This is a genomic window from Marinobacterium sp. YM272, from assembly GCF_050908845.1.
Classification (GTDB): Bacteria; Pseudomonadota; Gammaproteobacteria; order Pseudomonadales; family Balneatricaceae; genus Marinobacterium_D.
In genome coordinates, this window is record NZ_CP194171.1 from 3909360 (window position 1) to 3926040 (window position 16681).

Annotated in this window: 14 protein-coding genes; all 14 read right to left on the minus strand. The window is 61.0% G+C overall.

The features are described from left to right. Positions 1–174: 174 nt before the first annotated feature. Positions 175–1092, minus strand: coding sequence for a UDP-3-O-acyl-N-acetylglucosamine deacetylase (gene lpxC / locus ACQUQP_RS17400; RefSeq protein WP_432696303.1), 918 nt, complete (start codon positions 1090–1092; stop codon positions 175–177). A 94-nt stretch (positions 1093–1186) separates the two neighbouring features. Further along, a complete protein-coding gene (ftsZ, locus tag ACQUQP_RS17405) occupies positions 1187–2371 on the minus strand; it encodes a cell division protein FtsZ (protein ID WP_432696304.1) in 1185 nt (394 codons plus the stop codon). 65 nt (positions 2372–2436) lie between these two features. Beyond that, positions 2437–3705, minus strand: a complete 1269-nt coding sequence (gene ftsA / locus ACQUQP_RS17410) for a cell division protein FtsA (RefSeq protein WP_432696305.1) — start codon at positions 3703–3705, stop codon at positions 2437–2439. Beyond that, positions 3695–4519, minus strand: a complete 825-nt coding sequence (locus tag ACQUQP_RS17415; protein ID WP_432696306.1) for a cell division protein FtsQ/DivIB — start codon at positions 4517–4519, stop codon at positions 3695–3697. Before ACQUQP_RS17415 ends, ftsA begins: the two co-directional genes overlap by 11 nt. 5 nt (positions 4520–4524) lie before the next feature. After that, positions 4525–5481: a D-alanine--D-alanine ligase gene (locus tag ACQUQP_RS17420; RefSeq protein ID WP_432696307.1), complete on the minus strand. Its 957-nt coding sequence runs from the start codon at positions 5479–5481 to the stop codon at positions 4525–4527. Continuing rightward, positions 5474–6880 carry a UDP-N-acetylmuramate--L-alanine ligase gene (murC, locus tag ACQUQP_RS17425; RefSeq protein WP_432698714.1) on the minus strand — a complete coding sequence of 469 codons (1407 nt, stop codon included), beginning with the start codon at positions 6878–6880 and terminating at the stop codon, positions 5474–5476. Before murC ends, ACQUQP_RS17420 begins: the two co-directional genes overlap by 8 nt. A 44-nt stretch (positions 6881–6924) precedes the next feature. Next, positions 6925–8001, minus strand: coding sequence for an undecaprenyldiphospho-muramoylpentapeptide beta-N-acetylglucosaminyltransferase (gene murG, locus ACQUQP_RS17430; protein WP_432696308.1), 1077 nt, complete (start codon positions 7999–8001; stop codon positions 6925–6927). After that, positions 7991–9259 carry a putative lipid II flippase FtsW gene (ftsW, locus tag ACQUQP_RS17435; RefSeq protein ID WP_432696309.1) on the minus strand — a complete coding sequence of 423 codons (1269 nt, stop codon included), beginning with the start codon at positions 9257–9259 and terminating at the stop codon, positions 7991–7993. The genes murG and ftsW overlap by 11 nt, the downstream gene beginning before the upstream one ends. Beyond that, the gene (murD, locus tag ACQUQP_RS17440) at positions 9250–10605 is read right to left on the minus strand and encodes a UDP-N-acetylmuramoyl-L-alanine--D-glutamate ligase (RefSeq protein WP_432696310.1); all 1356 of its coding nucleotides are present in this window, start codon (positions 10603–10605) and stop codon (positions 9250–9252) included. Before murD ends, ftsW begins: the two co-directional genes overlap by 10 nt. A gap of 9 nt (positions 10606–10614) precedes the next feature. Next, positions 10615–11697 (minus strand): phospho-N-acetylmuramoyl-pentapeptide-transferase, encoded by a 1083-nt coding sequence (gene mraY / locus ACQUQP_RS17445; RefSeq protein ID WP_432696311.1) that lies wholly within the window; start codon positions 11695–11697, stop codon positions 10615–10617. A gap of 6 nt (positions 11698–11703) precedes the next feature. Next, positions 11704–13080 (minus strand): UDP-N-acetylmuramoyl-tripeptide--D-alanyl-D-alanine ligase, encoded by a 1377-nt coding sequence (locus ACQUQP_RS17450; protein WP_432696312.1) that lies wholly within the window; start codon positions 13078–13080, stop codon positions 11704–11706. Further along, positions 13077–14573, minus strand: coding sequence for a UDP-N-acetylmuramoyl-L-alanyl-D-glutamate--2,6-diaminopimelate ligase (locus tag ACQUQP_RS17455; protein WP_432696313.1), 1497 nt, complete (start codon positions 14571–14573; stop codon positions 13077–13079). Before ACQUQP_RS17455 ends, ACQUQP_RS17450 begins: the two co-directional genes overlap by 4 nt. Then, entirely contained in the window at positions 14570–16312 is a 1743-nt protein-coding gene (locus ACQUQP_RS17460; protein WP_432696314.1) for a peptidoglycan D,D-transpeptidase FtsI family protein, read from the minus strand. Before ACQUQP_RS17460 ends, ACQUQP_RS17455 begins: the two co-directional genes overlap by 4 nt. Next, on the minus strand, positions 16302–16661 hold the full coding sequence (ftsL, locus tag ACQUQP_RS17465) for a cell division protein FtsL (protein ID WP_432696315.1): 360 nt from the start codon (positions 16659–16661) through the stop codon (positions 16302–16304). Before ftsL ends, ACQUQP_RS17460 begins: the two co-directional genes overlap by 11 nt. Positions 16662–16681 lie beyond the last annotated feature (20 nt).

Consider the following 16681-nt stretch of genomic DNA (forward strand, 5'->3'; position numbering starts at 1 on the left):
ATCCCGAGTGGGGCCTGCATGACAGGATTAACGAAGCATTCTACCTATATTGGGCCTCAGAATAGAATGACAAGTGTTAAGAAATAAGGACCTGGCGCCCTGAAAAACGAAAGGGCCGAACCTGCGTTCAGCCCTTGATCGGGTATTCACCGGGGAAAGTGACCGGTAAAAGGGTTAAACGGCAGCAGCAGCCGGACGCTGGTAGGAGATCGGCGCTGTTTCTTCGCTGTCTTCAAAGGTGACCACTTCGAACGCATCCTCGTTGGCCAACAGCTCGCGCACCAGCAGGTTATTCAGGTGATGACCGGACTTGTAGCCGTAGAACTCTCCGATCAGGCTTTTACCCAGCAGATAGAGATCGCCCACGGCATCCAGAATCTTGTGTTTGACGAACTCGTTCTCGTAACGCAGCCCTTCATCGTTCAACACGCGGTAATCATCGACAACGATGGCGTTATCGAAGCTGCCACCAAGGGCCAGGTTCTGCGAACGCAGGTACTCGATATCACGCATGAAACCGAAAGTGCGCGCCCGGGACACCTCTTTGACGAAGGAGGTGCTGGAAAAATCCAGACAGGCTTCCTTGTGACTGTTGGCAAAGGCCGGATGATCAAAATCGATGCAGAAGCCAACCTTGAAACCGTTGAACGGTTTGAAGCTCGCGGTCTTGCCATCGTTGCTGACACTGACCTCTTTCTTGATGCGGATGAACTGCTTGGGCGCATCCTGCTCAAGAATACCGGCCGACTGAATCAGGAAGACAAACGGCGCTGCGCTACCATCCATGATCGGCACCTCTTCGGCGCTGAGCTCGACCACGACATTATCGATACCGAGGCCTGCCAGCGCAGACATCAGGTGCTCTACCGTGGCGATGCGCACACCGTCATTGGCCAGGTTGCTGGACAGCGTCGTATCAACAACATTCAGACCAAACGCTTTGACCTCGACCATCGGGTCCAGGTCCGTACGGCGAAAGACAATACCGGTGTTTTCCGCAGCAGGCTTCAGGGTCATATAGACTTTCTGCCCTGTGTGCAGGCCCAAACCGGTGGCTTTAATGCTGTTTTTGAGAGTGCGCTGTCTGATCATTCGTCATGCCGTTGGATTAGTCGGTCAAAATTAACGGGCTAGTGTAACAAAACTATGCTAGCCCCACCACTTCTGATCACTCCGCAACCACTACTCAGTCAGCCTGTCTGCGCAGGAAGGTCGGGATGTCCAGTGAACCGTAGTCATTGCCATCACGGCTCTTTTCACCGGCGCTTTTCTCGCCCGGCTTCTCGACCAGCGCTTCCTCACGCTGACGGCGCAGAATGGTCGGCAGCTCGATCTCGTCGAGATCCAGGGAACCATCCGCCTTGCGGCCGTTGCCGGTCTTGGAGTGAACCACCTTGAGTTCCTGTTCCGCATCGCGATCCAGGCCGGTAGCCACTACGGTGACCTTGATATCTTCGCCCAGTTCCGGATCGATAACCGTTCCGACCACAATAGTGGCATCTTCAGAGGCGTACTCCTCGACGATGTTACCCACTTCGGTGAACTCACCGAGGCTCAGGTCTTCGCCGGCGGCGATGTTGACCAGAATGCCGCTGGCCCCCTTGAGATCGATATCTTCCAGCAGCGGGCTACGGATCGCCGCTTCAGCCGCTTCCTGGGCACGGTTGTCGCCACGGGAAACGGCGGTACCCATCATCGCCATACCCATTTCGGACATCACGGTGCGCACGTCGGCAAAGTCGACGTTGATCATGCCGGGACGGGTGATCAGGTCGGCAATACCCTGCACTGCGCCCTTGAGGACGTTGTTGGCAGCGTTGAAGGCGTTGATCAGCGAGCAGTTTTTGCCCAGCACCTGCATCAGCTTCTCGTTCGGGATGATGATCAGGGAGTCCACGTTTTCACGCAGCTCACGAATCCCCTCTTCGGCGATCTTCATCCGCTTCTTGCCTTCGAACGGGAACGGCTTGGTCACCACGGCAACCGTAAGAATGCCGAGTTCACGGGCGATTTCAGCGACGACCGGTGCCGCACCGGTGCCGGTACCGCCCCCCATGCCGGCGGTGATAAACACCATATCGGCGCCATTGAGGGTTTCAGCGATACGCTCGCGGTCCTCCAGCGCAGCCGTGCGGCCCACTTCCGGGTTTGCACCGGCACCCAGCCCCTTGGTCAGGTCGCCACCGATGTGCAGAGAGGTTCGGGATGCCATCCGGCTCAGCGCCTGGGCATCGGTATTGGCGCAGATAAACTCGACACCCTCGACGGTATTGTCGACCATGTGCTGCACAGCGTTACCGCCACCACCGCCAACGCCTACAACTTTGATAACGGCGCTCTGCTGGATATTTTCAATCAGTTCGAATTCCATATTCACTCCTCCCGTCAGGGCCTGCGACTACCTTCCGGCTCCTAACCATTAACTTTTCAAAAAATTCAGAAATTACCCTGCAACCAGGTCTTGATGCGCTGCATAAAGCCCGGCCCAGAGCGGCTTGCTTTCGTCACATCGGCCTCCTGTTGAATCAATTCCGGCGCGCTCGGACCCTGGTCCGAGCGCGCGTAATGCAACAAGCCTATGCCGGTCGCATAGATCGGGTTGCCCAGCAGATCTTCCATGCCTCTGACTCCCTGCGGACGGGCCAGCCTCACCGGCATGTGGAATATCTCCTCCGCCAGCTCGACCGCGCCCTCCATTTTTGACGTACCACCGGTCAGAACGATTCCCGCCGCTGCCAGATCCTCGAATCCACTGCGGCGCAGTTCCGCCTGAACCAGTGTAAAAAGCTCTTCGTAACGCGGTTCGACCACCTCGGCCAGCGCCTGCCGCGACAGATCCCGCGCCGGACGGTCCCCAACGCTGGGCACCTTGATCATCTCTTCCGGCCGCGCCAGCTGGGCCAGCGCGCAGGCGTACTTGATCTTCAACTGCTCCGCGTTCAGCGTCGGCGTACGCAGCGCCATGGCGATATCGTTGGTAACCTGATCGCCGGCCACCGGAATCACCGCGGTGTGGCGGATCGCGCCACCAGTGAAAACGGCGATATCGGTAGTGCCGCCACCGATATCGACCATGCAGACACCCAAGTCTTTTTCATCGTCGGTGAGCACCGAGTAGCTGGAGGCCAGCTGCTCCAGTACCACCGCGTCGACCTCAAGACCGCAACGGCGGATACACTTCTCGATGTTCTGCACCGCGTTGATCGCGCCGCAGACCAGGTGAACCTTGGCCTCGAGACGCACACCGGACATCCCCAGCGGCTCGCGGATCCCCTCCTGATGGTCGATCAGGTACTCCTGCGGCAGAATGTGGAGGATCTTCTGATCCGCCGGAATCGCCACCGCCCGGGCCGCATCGATGACCCGCTCCAGGTCGTACTCGGAAACCTCCCGGTCCTTCACCGCCACGATGCCGTGAGAGTTGTGGCTGCTGATATGGCTGCCGGCAATCCCCACCGTCACCGAGTGAATCTTGCACCCGGCCATCAGCTCCGCCTCTTCCACGGCGCGCTGGATCGAGTGCACCGTGGACTCGATATTCACCACCACGCCACGCTTCAGCCCCCGTGACGGATGTGATCCGACGCCGACGATCTCGATCGCGCCGGTATCGGTTATTTCGCCCACCAGACACACCACCTTGGAGGTGCCTATGTCCAGCGCGACGATCATGCTGCTCTGGCTTACCGCCCCTTTATCCTGCATTTTCACTCTTCTCTTCGGCCCGCCAACGCACGGCGATGCCGTTGGTATAACGTATGTCGATCTGTTCTATCTGTTCTGACCTGTCCGCCAGACTGAGCTGATATACGGTCAGGAAACGCTTCAATCGTGGAATAAGCTTTTCCCGGCCGGCCACCACCTGGATACCGTTGTCCAGTTCGATGGTCCAGGCCCCGCGGGGTTCCAGCGTCAGGCCGGTCAGTTTCATCCCGCTTGCCGCAAACATACGGTTCAGGTCGTGAAACTGCTCCATGATCCTGACCGTTTCATGGGCCGGTCCACTCAACATCGGCAGGCTGGCGTACTCGGGTTTGAGCGCCGGCCAGAAGATGTCGCCCTGGTGGTTCAACAGCCCCTTGTCACTCCAGCGCGCCACCGGTACCTCTTCGACCAGTCGGACCTCCAGCGACGGCGGCCACTGCCGGCTGATGCTGGCATCATGCACCCAGGGGTTCGCGATCACCTGCTCCCGCAGGGGCGCAAGATCAAGCTCCAGCAGCGGCTTGTCCAGACTGGCCGCCAGCTCGTTGGCGATCGCCGCCTTATCCAGGTGACGGACTGCGCCCACCACCTCGATCTGCGCCACCGGGCCATCGAGCCAGCGCCACAGATCCCGCGACCCTGAGGTGAGTATTCCGCAGAACACCACCAGCAGCGTCAGCAGCACCATCGGACGCCAGTACCAGTCACTGTCCGCCGGCGCCGGGGCCGGCTCGGCTGCACGCACGGCGCCACGCGCAGGTGCTGTTTCCAGCGCCTCCTGCGAACGGTTCCTCCACGGCAGCGTCATCAGCATGACTCTTACTCCTGCTCCACCAGCGTGCCGCGCAGTATGCGCACCACCAGCTCTTCAAAACCTATACCCGACTCACGTGCAGCCATGGGGACCAGGCTGTGATCGGTCATGCCCGGTGCGGTATTGACCTCGAGCAGCTGGAAACAGCCCTGGTCATCCAGCATCACATCGACCCGGCCCCAGCCGCGACAGCCGACCACCCGGAATGCCTGCTCCACCAGCTGTTTAAGCTCGGTTTCTTCGGCACTGCTGAGCTGGGTATCAAACAGATAGCGGGTATCATCCGCTTCATATTTGGCGTTGAAATCGTAAAACTGGTGCGGTGTTTCCAGCCTGATGATCGGCAGTGCCTGCCCATCCAGGATCGCCACGGTGTATTCCGGACCGCTGATCCAGCGCTCGGCCAGCACCGCATCGTCATATTTACGCGCCTCGGCCACCGCTGCGGTCAGTTCATCACCGCTGGTCACCCGCGCCATGCCGATACTCGAGCCCTCGTGCACCGGCTTAATCATGATCGGGAAGCCAAGCTCAGCTTCGACCTCAGCAAGATCGGTATCGCTGTCGATAATCGCAAACGCCGGCGTCGATAATGCCGCCCCATGCCAGAGTTGCTTGGTGCGGAGCTTGTCCATGCCGATACCCGAGGCAGCCACGCCACTGCCGGTATAGGGCTTGCCCATCATCTCCAGTACGCCCTGGATGGTGCCATCCTCGCCACCGCGCCCGTGCAGAATCAGGAAAGCGCGGTCGAACTCGCTGGCGATCAGCTGCTGCAAGGGATCCTGGCCTTCACCACCCAGATCAATACCGAAGGCATCAACACCAGCGGCCAGCAGCCCGCGCAGAACTTCGGCACCGCTTTTCAGCGAGACGGGGCGCTCAGCCGACAAGCCACCGTAAATAACGACGACGCGCCCGAGCTGCTGCATTTCGGCCTGGTCGATCCTGAACTCACTCATGCTCACCTCCCGCACTGGAGAGATCACGCTGCGACAGATCATGTGAAATCGCGGTCACGTTGCCCGCCCCCTGGGTCAGCAGCAGATCGCCGGGCTGAAGCAGGTTACGTAGCGCCTGGGGCAGCTCGTCGGTGTTTTCGATAAACACCGGCTCCTTACCGCGCTGACGGATACTGCGGCACAGGCTGCGGCTGTCGGCACCGGGAATCGGCGTCTCTCCTGCGGCATAGACATCCAGCATCACCAGTTGATCAACGCCCTGGAGCACCTGCACGAAATCCTCGTAGAGGTCACGGGTACGGGTGTAACGGTGCGGCTGATAGACCATCACCAGCCGGCGTCCGGGCCAGCCCTCTCTGACAGCGTTGATCACCGCCTGCACCTCCCGCGGGTGGTGGCCGTAGTCATCCACCAGCGTTACGCTGCCACCGTCCACCGGCACTTCGCCAAGCACCTGGAAGCGACGGCCAACGCCCTGGAACTTGTCCAGCGCGCGACAGATAGCGGCGTCATCCACACCCTCGTCGGTAGCTACTGCTATAGCAGCCAGGGCGTTGAGAATATTGTGGCGCCCCGGCATGTTCAGAGTGACGTTCAGGTCCGGCAGTCCATCGGGGCGGCTGACGCGGAAGCTGCTGCGGAAACCATCCTGCTTCAGATCCAGCGCGCGGAAATCCGCATCTTCATCGAAACCGTAAGTCAGTACCGGGCGGGCCACGTCCTGCAGCAGCTCGCAGACGACAGGATCATCGGTGCACATCACCGCCAGTCCATAAAACGGCAGGTGATGGAGGAAGCTGATAAAGGTCTTTTTCAGCTTGTTGAAGTCACCGTCGTAGGTATCCATGTGGTCGGCATCGATATTGGTGACGATGGCGACCATCGGCTGCAGATGTAGGAAAGAGGCATCGCTTTCGTCCGCCTCCGCCACCAGGTAGCGGCTGCTGCCAAGCTGGGCATTGGTACCGGCGCTGGTGAGACGGCCACCGATAACGAAGGTCGGGTCCTTGCCCGCCTCGGCCAGGATCGACGCCACCAGACTGGTGGTGGTGGTCTTACCGTGAGTACCGGCAACGGCGATACCGTGGCGATAGCGCATCAGCTCCGCCAGCATCTCGGCACGGCGCACCACCGGCGTCAGTTGTTCACGCGCGGCGGCCACCTCCGGGTTGTCTTCACCCACGGCGGAGGAGATCACCACCACATCCGCACCGGCGATATTGTCCTGGCTATGACCGATAAAGACGCTCGCCCCCAGTTTCTCCAGATGGCTGGTCACGGCCGAGGCACGCATATCCGAGCCGGTTATCCGGTAGCCCTGGTTCAACAACACCTCGGCGATACCGCACATGCCTACGCCGCCGATACCAACGAAGTGGATCTGGCGGATGCGCCGCATTTCGGGCACTTCATACTGCTTGATCGCTGCAGCTTCTGCCGGTTTCACTTCATCACCTCCACACACACCCGAGCCACCTCTTGGCTGGACTCGGGTCTGGCCAGCGCCCTTGCGGCACGGGCCATCTTTAATAGTTCGTTTCTGTCATTGAGCTGCCTGAGCAGCTCGATCAGCCGTTGCGCAGACAGATCAGACTGCCTGATCCTCACACCGGCACCGGTGTCACTGAGAAAGCCCGCGTTCGCCGTCTGATGGTCATCGATCGCATGCGGCAGCGGCACCAGAATCGATGGCACACCGGCGATCGCCAGCTCACTGACGGTCAGGGCTCCGGCGCGGCACAGCACCAGGTCCGCCCAGGCGTAGGCTTCATCCATACGCTCAATAAACGGCACCACCCGCGCCTCAACTGCCGCCTGCTCGTACGCCTCACTGAGTTCAGCGATATTGCGTTTGCCACTCTGGTGCCAGATTTCGGGTCTTTCCGCTTCCGGCAGACTGGCGATAGCGCCCGGCAGCAGATCGTTAATCGGCTTGGCACCCAGGCTGCCACCGACAATCAGCAGCCGCAGCGGGCCCGAGCGCTCCCTATACCGGGCTTCGGGCGCCTCGACATCGAGAATCGGTCCGCGCACAGGGTTACCAACCACCGCGCCCCGGTCCTCGCCTTTATAGGCACCGGGAAACGCCTGCAGCACTCGGGTCGCGAAATGCGACAGAATGCGGTTGGTGGTGCCTGCCACAGCGTTCTGCTCATGGATCACCAAGGGTTTGCGCCTGAGCCAGGCGATCAGACCACCGGGACCCGAGGCAAAGCCTCCCATTCCCAGCACCGCATCCGGCTTGACCCGGTTGACCACGCCCAGCGCCTGCCAAAGTGCATGCATCAAACCGAACGGCGCCAGCAGCTGTTTCAGGCGGCCCTTGCCGCGAAACCCCTTCACATCAATACAGTGCAGTTTGATACCGGCTTTAGGTACCACCTCGGCCTCTATCCCCGCAGCGGTTCCGAGCCACTCCACCTCGATGCCCTGGCGCTGCAGCGCATCCGCTGTGGCCAACGCCGGGAAGACGTGTCCTCCGGTGCCACCGGCCATGATCAATACGCGCTTAGCGGCCATGTTTCACCTCCCGCTGGCGCTTTGGTCGGGACGGTTTCGGCGCCGCTATACGCATCCGCTTCAACTCGAAATCCACCCGCTGAACGATGGCGATCATGCCGCAGCAGGCAAGCAGGCTACTGCCACCGTAACTGAGCAGTGGCAGCGTCAGCCCCTTGGTCGGCAGCGCGCCCACGTTGACGCCGATATTGATCATCGCCTGCCCGGCGATGATGAACGCGAAGCCGTAGCAGATATACGCCATGAAAAACTGCTCCTGCTTTTCCGCCTGGCGGCCGATCAGGAACATGCGTGCTACCAGCAGGCCGTAAAGCGCACAGATCAGCAGTGCGCCTATCATGCCAAGCTCTTCGGCCAGCACGGAGTAAACAAAGTCGGTGTGCGCCTCGGGCAGGTAAAACAGCTTCTGCACACTGTTGCCCAGCCCCTCGCCGAACCAGCCGCCACGCCCGAACGCAATTTGCGCCTGGGATAGCTGATAACCGGCACCAAAGGGATCTGCCCAGGGATCGGTAAAACTCTGCAGACGTTCCATACGATAGGGCTGGGTCACCGCCAGGGCACTGACCAGAACACCTGCGACGACAACCAGAATGAAGAACTGGAACGCACGCATGCCGCCGAGGAAAATCATCCCCATTACCGTGCCCATCAATACCACCGTGGCACCGTAATCGGGTTCAAGGATCAATACGAACACATACAGCGCCAGCGGGAAGGCCGGTTTAATCACCCCCCACCAGGTGGAGCGCACCTCACCCAGGCGGCGCACCAGATAGCCGCCCATGAATATCACCATGCACACCTTGGCGATCTCCGACGCCTGCAGGTTAATCGGCCCCAGCCCTATCCAGCGGCGGCTCCCGTTGACCTCACGGCCGATACCGGGGATCAACACCACGACCAGAATGGCAAGGCCGACAAACAGCAGCAGGACACCGTACTTTTCCCAGATACGGATCGGGATCATCGCCGTCACCAGGGCTGCGACAAGAGCAAGAAGCATGAAACTGCCGTGGCGCACAATAAAGAAGTCGGCCGACCCAAAATTCTTCGCGGCCACATCCATGGAAGCCGAGGTAATCATCACGAAGCCGGTCAGCATCAGCGTAATGGTCGCCAGCATCAGCCAGGGGTCGAACGGCAACGTACCGCTGTTCAGCGCAGAATTACCCGAACCACCCACCAGCGGCAGACGCTTGAGCCAGGCATCGGTCTTCAGCGTTGGGCATGTCATCCGTGGCAGGCTCAGTCGCATACAAGCTCCTCCACGGCACTGACAAAGGCATCGCCGCGGGCGGGATAGCCGGAGAACATATCGAAGCTTGCACAGGCAGGGGATAGCAGCACGATGTCACCCGGTTGGGCAGCGCGCCTGGCCTGCTCTACCGCATCAGCCATATCGGTTGCGAAACGGTGTGGTACCGCTGCAACCGCATCGGCCAGCGCCGGAGCATCTTCGCCTATCAGTACCAGCTCACGACCGAAACGGGCCAGGGGGGCATCCAGCTCGGTGAAGCTCTGCCCCTTGCCGACGCCGCCGGCGATCAGCACGATGCGTTCATTCTCGCCGAGGGTGTCGCCAAGACCGTTGAGGGCGGCAAGGGTTGCACCGACATTGGTGCCCTTGGAGTCGTTGAACCAGCTCAGCTCACAGCGGCTGGCCACCCACTGGCAACGGTGCTTCAGGCCGGCAAACTGGCGTAGCGCCTGCAGCATCGCCTCGACCGGCAGGCCGACGGTTTCTCCGAGCGCCAGCGCCGCCAGGGCGTTGGCCTGGTTGTGGCTGCCACGGATTTTCATCTCTTTCACCGGTAGCAGACGCTCAAGGCCCCGTGCCAACCAGGTCTCGCCCTGGTAGTCGATCAGCCCGTACTGGTTCAGGTCCGGCTTTGACAGCCCGAAACTCAGCGCTTTGGTGCCCACCGGCAGCAACGGCCGGCTCAGTGCATCATCACGGTTTGTAACCGCACAGGCACAGCCACGATAGATACGGTGCTTGGCGGCGTGATACGCCTGCATCGACGCGTAACGGTCCAGGTGGTCGGGGCTCACATTGAGTACCGTGGCCGCCGCGGCGCGCAGGTCGTTGGTGGTTTCGAGCTGAAAGCTGGACAGCTCCAGTACATATAGCTCCGCGGCGTCATCCAGCAGGTCCAGCACCGGCGTACCCAGGTTACCGCCCACGCGGACATTGACGCCGGCCGCCATAGCCATCTCGCCCACCAGCGTTGTAACCGTGCTTTTCGCATTGGAGCCGGTAATCGCAACGATCGGCGCCTTCGCCTGCTCGCAGAACAGATCAATATCGCCGCTGAGGCGCACGCCGCGCTCCACGGCCTGACGAATGGCCGGCTCTGACTGGGCCACGCCGGGGCTTAACAGCAGCTCCGACGCGTTCGAGAGCAGCTCTGCATCCAGCGGGCCGCAGTAAAGCTGGGCGCCCGGGAACTGCTGGCGGAACTGATCGGCCGCCGGCGGATTCTCGCGCGTGTCACAGGCAATAAACGGAATACCCTGGCGGTACAGATAACGCGCACAGGCCATCCCGGTCTGTCCCAGACCGATCACCACACGCTTTTTATCTGTCGCTATCAGACTCATCTTTACTGCCTATCGAATTTTCAGTGTTGCCAGGCCGATCAGCACCAGTACGACGGTGATGATCCAGAAACGCACAATCACGCGCGGCTCCGGCCAGCCCTTGAGTTCAAAATGGTGATGGATCGGGGCCATACGGAAGATGCGACGTCCGGTCAGTTTGAAAGACGCCACCTGCAGAATCACCGAAACGGTTTCCATCACAAACACTCCGCCCATGATCACCAGCACCAGCTCCTGGCGCACGATCACGGCGACCACACCCAGGGCGGCACCGAGCGCCAGCGCCCCCACGTCGCCCATGAACACCTGAGCCGGATAGGTGTTAAACCAGAGAAAACCGAGGCCGGCACCGACGATGGCACCGCAGAAAATGATCAGCTCACCGGCACCCGCCACATAGGGGATATTCAGGTAGTTGGCGAACTGCACGTGGCCACTGAGATAGGCAAAAACAGCCAGCGCACCGCCAACCATAACGGTGGGCATGATCGCCAGGCCGTCCAGGCCGTCAGTCAGGTTGACGGCATTGGAGCTGCCCACAATGACGAAGTAGGTGAAGACGATAAAGCCTATCCCGAGCTCCAGGGCGAAATCCTTGACGAACGGCACGATCAGCTGGGTTTCCACGGGGCTCTGAGCCGTCATATAAAGCAGTACTGCCGCACCGAAACCACCCACCGACTGCCAGAAGTACTTCCAGCGCGCCGGCAGACCGCGGGGATTCTTTTCAACCACCTTGCGCCAGTCGTCGACCCAGCCCACCGCGCCGAAAATAAGCAGCACGCCCAGGGTGATCCAGACATAACGGTTACTCAGGTCACTCCAGAGTAGGGTACTGATAGCGATCGCCAGGATGATCATCGCACCGCCCATGGTGGGTGTTCCCGCCTTGCTCAGATGGCTCTGCGGGCCGTCATCACGGACCGCCTGGCCGATCTGCTTCAGCTTGAGCTGGCGGATCAGGCGAGGGCCGAAAAACAGCGACAGGCCGAGTGCGGTCAGAACGCCCAGAATACCGCGCAGCGTGATATAGCCGAAAACGGCAAATCCGCTGTAAAACTGGGACAGAAACTCGGTCAGCAAAAGCAGCATGCGTTGTTATTCTCCAGTCATCAGGGCGTTAACCGCCCTTTCCATACCGGCGCTGCGTGAGCCCTTGGCCAGCAGCGTTCCGGTAGTCAGTTCCAGTTGTTTCAGCTCGGCCAGCAGATCTTCAAAACGGGCGAAGTGCCGGGCTTCACAACCCGCTTCGGACGCCGCCACTGCCGACTGCTGAGAGAGCACACCACTTGTCAGCAGGCGCTCGACGCCCGCCTCGCCCGCATAACGCCCCACTTCCGCATGCAGCTCAGGCGCTTCGTCACCGAGTTCAGCCATATCACCGAGCAGCAGGGTGTGCGGTCCGGGCTGATCCATCAGCACATCGATCGCCGCTTTCACCGCGCCCGGGTTGGCGTTGTAGCTGTCATCGATCAGCAGCGCACCCTGCGCCAGCCGATGCGGGCTCAATCGGCCCGGCACCGCCCGAAACGCCTCAAGGCCCGTGGCCGCCTGCGCTAGTGGCAGGCCGGCGGCGACCCATGCGGCCGCAGCGGCGGCAGCGTTAGCCAGGTTGTGGCGCCCCATAACGCCCAGGGTGAGCGCGACTTTTTCATCGCGGTAATGCAGCTCGCCACCCCAGGTGCCGGCAGTAGCGAGCTGTGGATTACATACCCTGAGATCGGCCTGATCGTTATCGACCCCGAAAGTGACCACGGCTCGACCCAGATCGTTCAGTTTCCCGAGCCAGAAAGATGCATGCGGGTCATCGAGGTTCACCACGCCGACGCCAGATGCCTGCAGTCCTTCGTAGATTTCGCTTTTCGCACGGACCACGTTATCCAGGCTGCCGAACCCTTCCAGGTGTGCGCCCATGGCGTTGGTCAGGATAGCCACCCGGGGCCGCGCCATCCGTGTGGTGCGGGCAATTTCGCCAAGCCCGCTGGCGCCCAGTTCAATGACGGCGTACTCATGTTTCTGTTCGATCTCAAGCAGCGTCAGCGGCACACCGATTTCGTTATTGAGGTTACCCCGGGTTGCCAGGGTCGCCCCCCGCTGTGCCAGCATCGTTGCCAGCATCTCTTTAACGGTGGTTTTACCGCTGCTGCCCGTTACGGCGAACAGGCATCCCTGGAACGCCTGGCGGTTATAACCGCCCAACGCCCCCAGGGCCTCTAAGGTGTCGGCGACAGCCAACTGCGCAAACGCCTGATCAACCGGGTGGTCAACCACCGCTGCCACAGCCCCCTTCCCGATGGCGTCGCCGACATAATCGTGGGCATCAAATCGCGGCCCTTTCAGTGCCACGAACAGATCACCCTGTTCAACTTTTCGCGTATCAGTGCAGACACGCAGGCAGACTGCGTCTTCCTCGCAGCCCAGCTTTTCAGCGCCGAGCATCTCTGCCAGGGCAGACAGACGAAAATCTGCGATCATTCCGTCCCCCTGGCGTCTAGCGCCTTCAATACCTGTTCCTGGTCGCTAAACGGCTGCCGGACACCGTTTATCTCCTGGTAGGTTTCGTGACCTTTGCCGGCGACAAGTACGATATCCCGGTCGTTCGCCTGTGCGATCGTCCAGGCAATAGCCTGGGCCCGGTCCGCTTCAACATGGACGGACCGCTCGGCAGAAATACCTTCGTTAATCATCTGAAGAATACTGTGCGGATTTTCGGAGCGCGGATTATCGCTGGTCAGCACGACTTCGTCAGCCCCCCTGGCCGCGATCTCTCCCATCAACGCCCGTTTCGCGGTATCCCGATCGCCGCCACAGCCAAATACCACCCAGAGACGCGCCCGTCCATTCAGGTGAGCGCGGGTCGCCTGCAGTGCCTTATCAAGTGCATCGGGCGTATGCGCATAATCAACCAGCACCACCGGCAGACGGGATTCGCTGACCCGCTCCATGCGCCCGCTGACCGCCTTCAGGGATGCCAGCGCGGAGGCGATATTGCTGAGCTCATAGCCCATGCCACCGAGTACGGCGGACACCAGCAACAGATTGGAGAGGTTGAACTCCCCCAGCACCGGTGAGGAGGCCATGACCTCGCCCCAGGGGGTATGAAGTTCGAACATCAGCCCCTGGGACCGCATATCGAGCTGGTCGGCGTACACCGGGGCAGCGCTGGAGTGCACCGAAAAGCCGATACGTTCTCCGCCCGCCGGACAGGCCTGATCGAGCAGCCGGCGGCACTCGGCGTCGTCGGCGTTCAGCACCTGGATCGGCGCACCGTATTCGGTAAACAGCCGCGCCTTCGCCGCCGCATAGGCTTCCATGTTGCCGTGATAGTCCAGGTGGTCATGGGTCAGATTGGTGTACGCCGCCACATCGAACTGAACACCGGCGACCCGGCCCTGATCCAGGGCGTGACTGGAGACTTCCATCACCACGGCATCGGCGCCCTCGTTGCGCAGCCGCGCCATCTCCGCATGCAGACTGATCGCATCCGGCGTGGTGTGTGTGGCTTCGCGCAGCTGTCCCGGAAAGCCGTTGCCGATCGTGCCGATCAGCGCCGCCTTGAGGCCGCAGCTGTTTAACGCCTGGGCCAGAAAATGAGCGCAGGAGGTTTTGCCATTGGTACCGGTAATACCGATCACCCGCATCTCCCGTGTCGGCTCACCGTAAAAGTGACTGGCCGCCATGCCGATCTGGGTATCCAGGCCCGCGACACGAATCACCGGCAGTCCCAGGTTCTGCGCCTGCTGCTCATCGACTTCTCGCTCGTCGACGACCGCCGCTACGGCCCCCTTCTTGGCAGCCTCGGGGATGAAATCCACGCCGCGATGACGCACACCGGAGCGCGCAAAGAACAGATCTCCCGGACGCACACAGCGACTGTCCAGGCAAAGCCCGGAAACGCGCAATGCCGCAATACGCTGCGGCACCTGGGGCAAAAGCTGCTGGAGTTGAATATCAGGAGCACCTGTCATTTCGCTGCCACCTGCTGCTCGTCCGGTTTGGGCCATTTATCTGGCGGTACATTAAGCAGGCGCAGCGCGCCTGTCGCGATCCTGGAAAACACCGGTGCCGCCACTTCGCCGCCGTAATATTCCTGTCCTTTCGGGTTATTGACCATCACCGCCATGACGATGCGGGGATTCGACACAGGCACCACGCCGGAAAACACCGAAATATAACGGTCCGCGGCATAGCCACCGCCGCTGGCCTTGTGCGCGGTACCGGTTTTACCCGCCACGCGGTAACCCTCCACCGCTGCACGCCGGCCGGTACCCTGACGGGAAATCACGGTTTCCATCATCGCCAGCACCTCGTCTGCGATCTTCTCCGGCATTACCCGCTTGCCGGCCTGCGCCTCGTCATCCTCCACTTTAAGCAGCGACACCGGGCGCTGAATGCCACCGGATGCCAGCGGCAGATAGGAGTGCGCCAGCTGCAGTGCCGTCACGGAGAGGCCGTAGCCATAGGACAGCGTCGAGCGCTCGACGGTCTGACGTTCGCTCAGATAAGGCAGGGTGCCACTGCGCTCACCGGGAAAGCCGGTACCGCTGACCTGGCCGATACCGACGTTATGCATCACGTTGCGAATCGCATCCGGCTCCATATCCAGTGCCAGCCGGGTCACCCCCACGTTGCTCGACTTGGTGATAATGCCGGTGAGACTCAGCTCGCCGTAATTGCGGTGATCGCGGATGGTAGCGTTACGCACACGAATGTAGCCCGGCGAGGTATCAACGATGGTGTCCGGCGTATAGCGGCCGGTCATCATGGCGGTGGCCACCGTTATCGGCTTCATTGTCGAGCCCGGCTCAAAAATATCGGTCATGGCGCGGTTGCGCAGCGCCGAGGTCAGCAGGTTACTGCGATCATTGGGGTTATAGGAGGGCTGATTCACCATCGCCAGCACCTCACCGGTACGCACATCGATCACCACCGCCGAGCCTGAGTCCGCCTTGTGGGTGTTCACCGCATCCTTGAGCTCGCGATACGCCATGTACTGGAGTCGCAGGTCGATGCTCAGCGCCAGGTCCTTGCCGGGCTGGGCCGCTGCCAGGGAACGTATATGCTTGATGGTTCGACCGGTCCGGTCCTTCATCACCAGCTTGCGACCCGGCTCACCTCTGAGCCAGTCGTTATAAGCCAGTTCCAGCCCCTCCTGACCTTCGCCGTCCACGCTGGTAAAGCCCACCAGGTGCGTGGCGACCTCGGCGGCCGGGTAGTAGCGTTTGTACTCCTGATCCACATGAACCCCGGGGATTTTCAGTGCCGATACGCTCTGCGCCAGCTCCGGTGTTACCTGGCGTTTCAGGTACAGGAAGCGGCGATCGCGATCCGCGTTCAGGTCACGCAGCAGCTCCTCCCGGGAGATGTCCAGCAGCTGCGCCAGCTTACGCAGGCTGGCGTGTGTTACATCGGTCATTTTCGGGTCGGCCCAGATCGTAGCCACCGGCGCACTGACCGCCAGCGGCTCGCCGTTTCGGTCGGTAATCAGGCCCCGGTGCGCGGGCAGCAACATGGTTCTGAGCGAGCGCGCATCCCCCTGACTCTGCAAAAACGCCTGATCCTCGGTGGAGAGGGAAAGCATTTTTGCCAGGATCCCGACAGCAATCAGCGCCAGCAGCACGAATACAAGCCACAGCCGCCAACCTCTGGCAGCCATTGCCTGTACCGCGGCCACAGAGGCCCTGTTGTCTGTCTGCTTATCGCTCATGCCGCACTATCTCGATATTGTCCGCTTCCGGTGAGGTCATATGGAGATTTTTATCCGCCTGACGCTCCACCCGGCTGTTTGAGGCCCAAGCGCTTTCCTCCAGCAGCAACTGTCCCCACTCCACCTGAAGATCCTCCCCCTGGGAGCTGAGCACCTGATGCTGGTTGAACAAGCGCCGGTACTCATAGGCGGAGTAGATCACCAGCATCGCTGAACCGATCACCAACAGCACCAGCAGGCCCAGCGTAGCGGCCGGCTTTGCCAGATCCGCCAGTCCCAGCAACCGGCCAGCATCACTGCTGGGCTGATTCCCGGCAGCCTGAGCCGCAGGCTCTGTCCAAACCGACAAAAGCTGTTGGAATTTATCCT

Coding starts and splice junctions, on each gene's coding strand:
- mraY (WP_432696311.1), bottom strand. CDS start 11,697: ATGCTGCTTTTGCTGACCGAGTTTCTGTCCCAGTTTTACAGCGGATTT.
- ACQUQP_RS17460 (WP_432696314.1), bottom strand. CDS start 16,312: ATGAGCGATAAGCAGACAGACAACAGGGCCTCTGTGGCCGCGGTACAG.
- ftsA (WP_432696305.1), bottom strand. CDS start 3,705: ATGCAGGATAAAGGGGCGGTAAGCCAGAGCAGCATGATCGTCGCGCTG.
- murD (WP_432696310.1), bottom strand. CDS start 10,605: ATGAGTCTGATAGCGACAGATAAAAAGCGTGTGGTGATCGGTCTGGGA.
- lpxC (WP_432696303.1), bottom strand. CDS start 1,092: ATGATCAGACAGCGCACTCTCAAAAACAGCATTAAAGCCACCGGTTTG.
- ftsW (WP_432696309.1), bottom strand. CDS start 9,259: ATGCGACTGAGCCTGCCACGGATGACATGCCCAACGCTGAAGACCGAT.
- ACQUQP_RS17455 (WP_432696313.1), bottom strand. CDS start 14,573: ATGACAGGTGCTCCTGATATTCAACTCCAGCAGCTTTTGCCCCAGGTG.
- murG (WP_432696308.1), bottom strand. CDS start 8,001: ATGGCCGCTAAGCGCGTATTGATCATGGCCGGTGGCACCGGAGGACAC.
- ACQUQP_RS17420 (WP_432696307.1), bottom strand. CDS start 5,481: ATGAGTGAGTTCAGGATCGACCAGGCCGAAATGCAGCAGCTCGGGCGC.
- murC (WP_432698714.1), bottom strand. CDS start 6,880: ATGCGGCGCATCCGCCAGATCCACTTCGTTGGTATCGGCGGCGTAGGC.
- ftsZ (WP_432696304.1), bottom strand. CDS start 2,371: ATGGAATTCGAACTGATTGAAAATATCCAGCAGAGCGCCGTTATCAAA.
- ACQUQP_RS17450 (WP_432696312.1), bottom strand. CDS start 13,080: ATGATCGCAGATTTTCGTCTGTCTGCCCTGGCAGAGATGCTCGGCGCT.
- ACQUQP_RS17415 (WP_432696306.1), bottom strand. CDS start 4,519: ATGCTGATGACGCTGCCGTGGAGGAACCGTTCGCAGGAGGCGCTGGAA.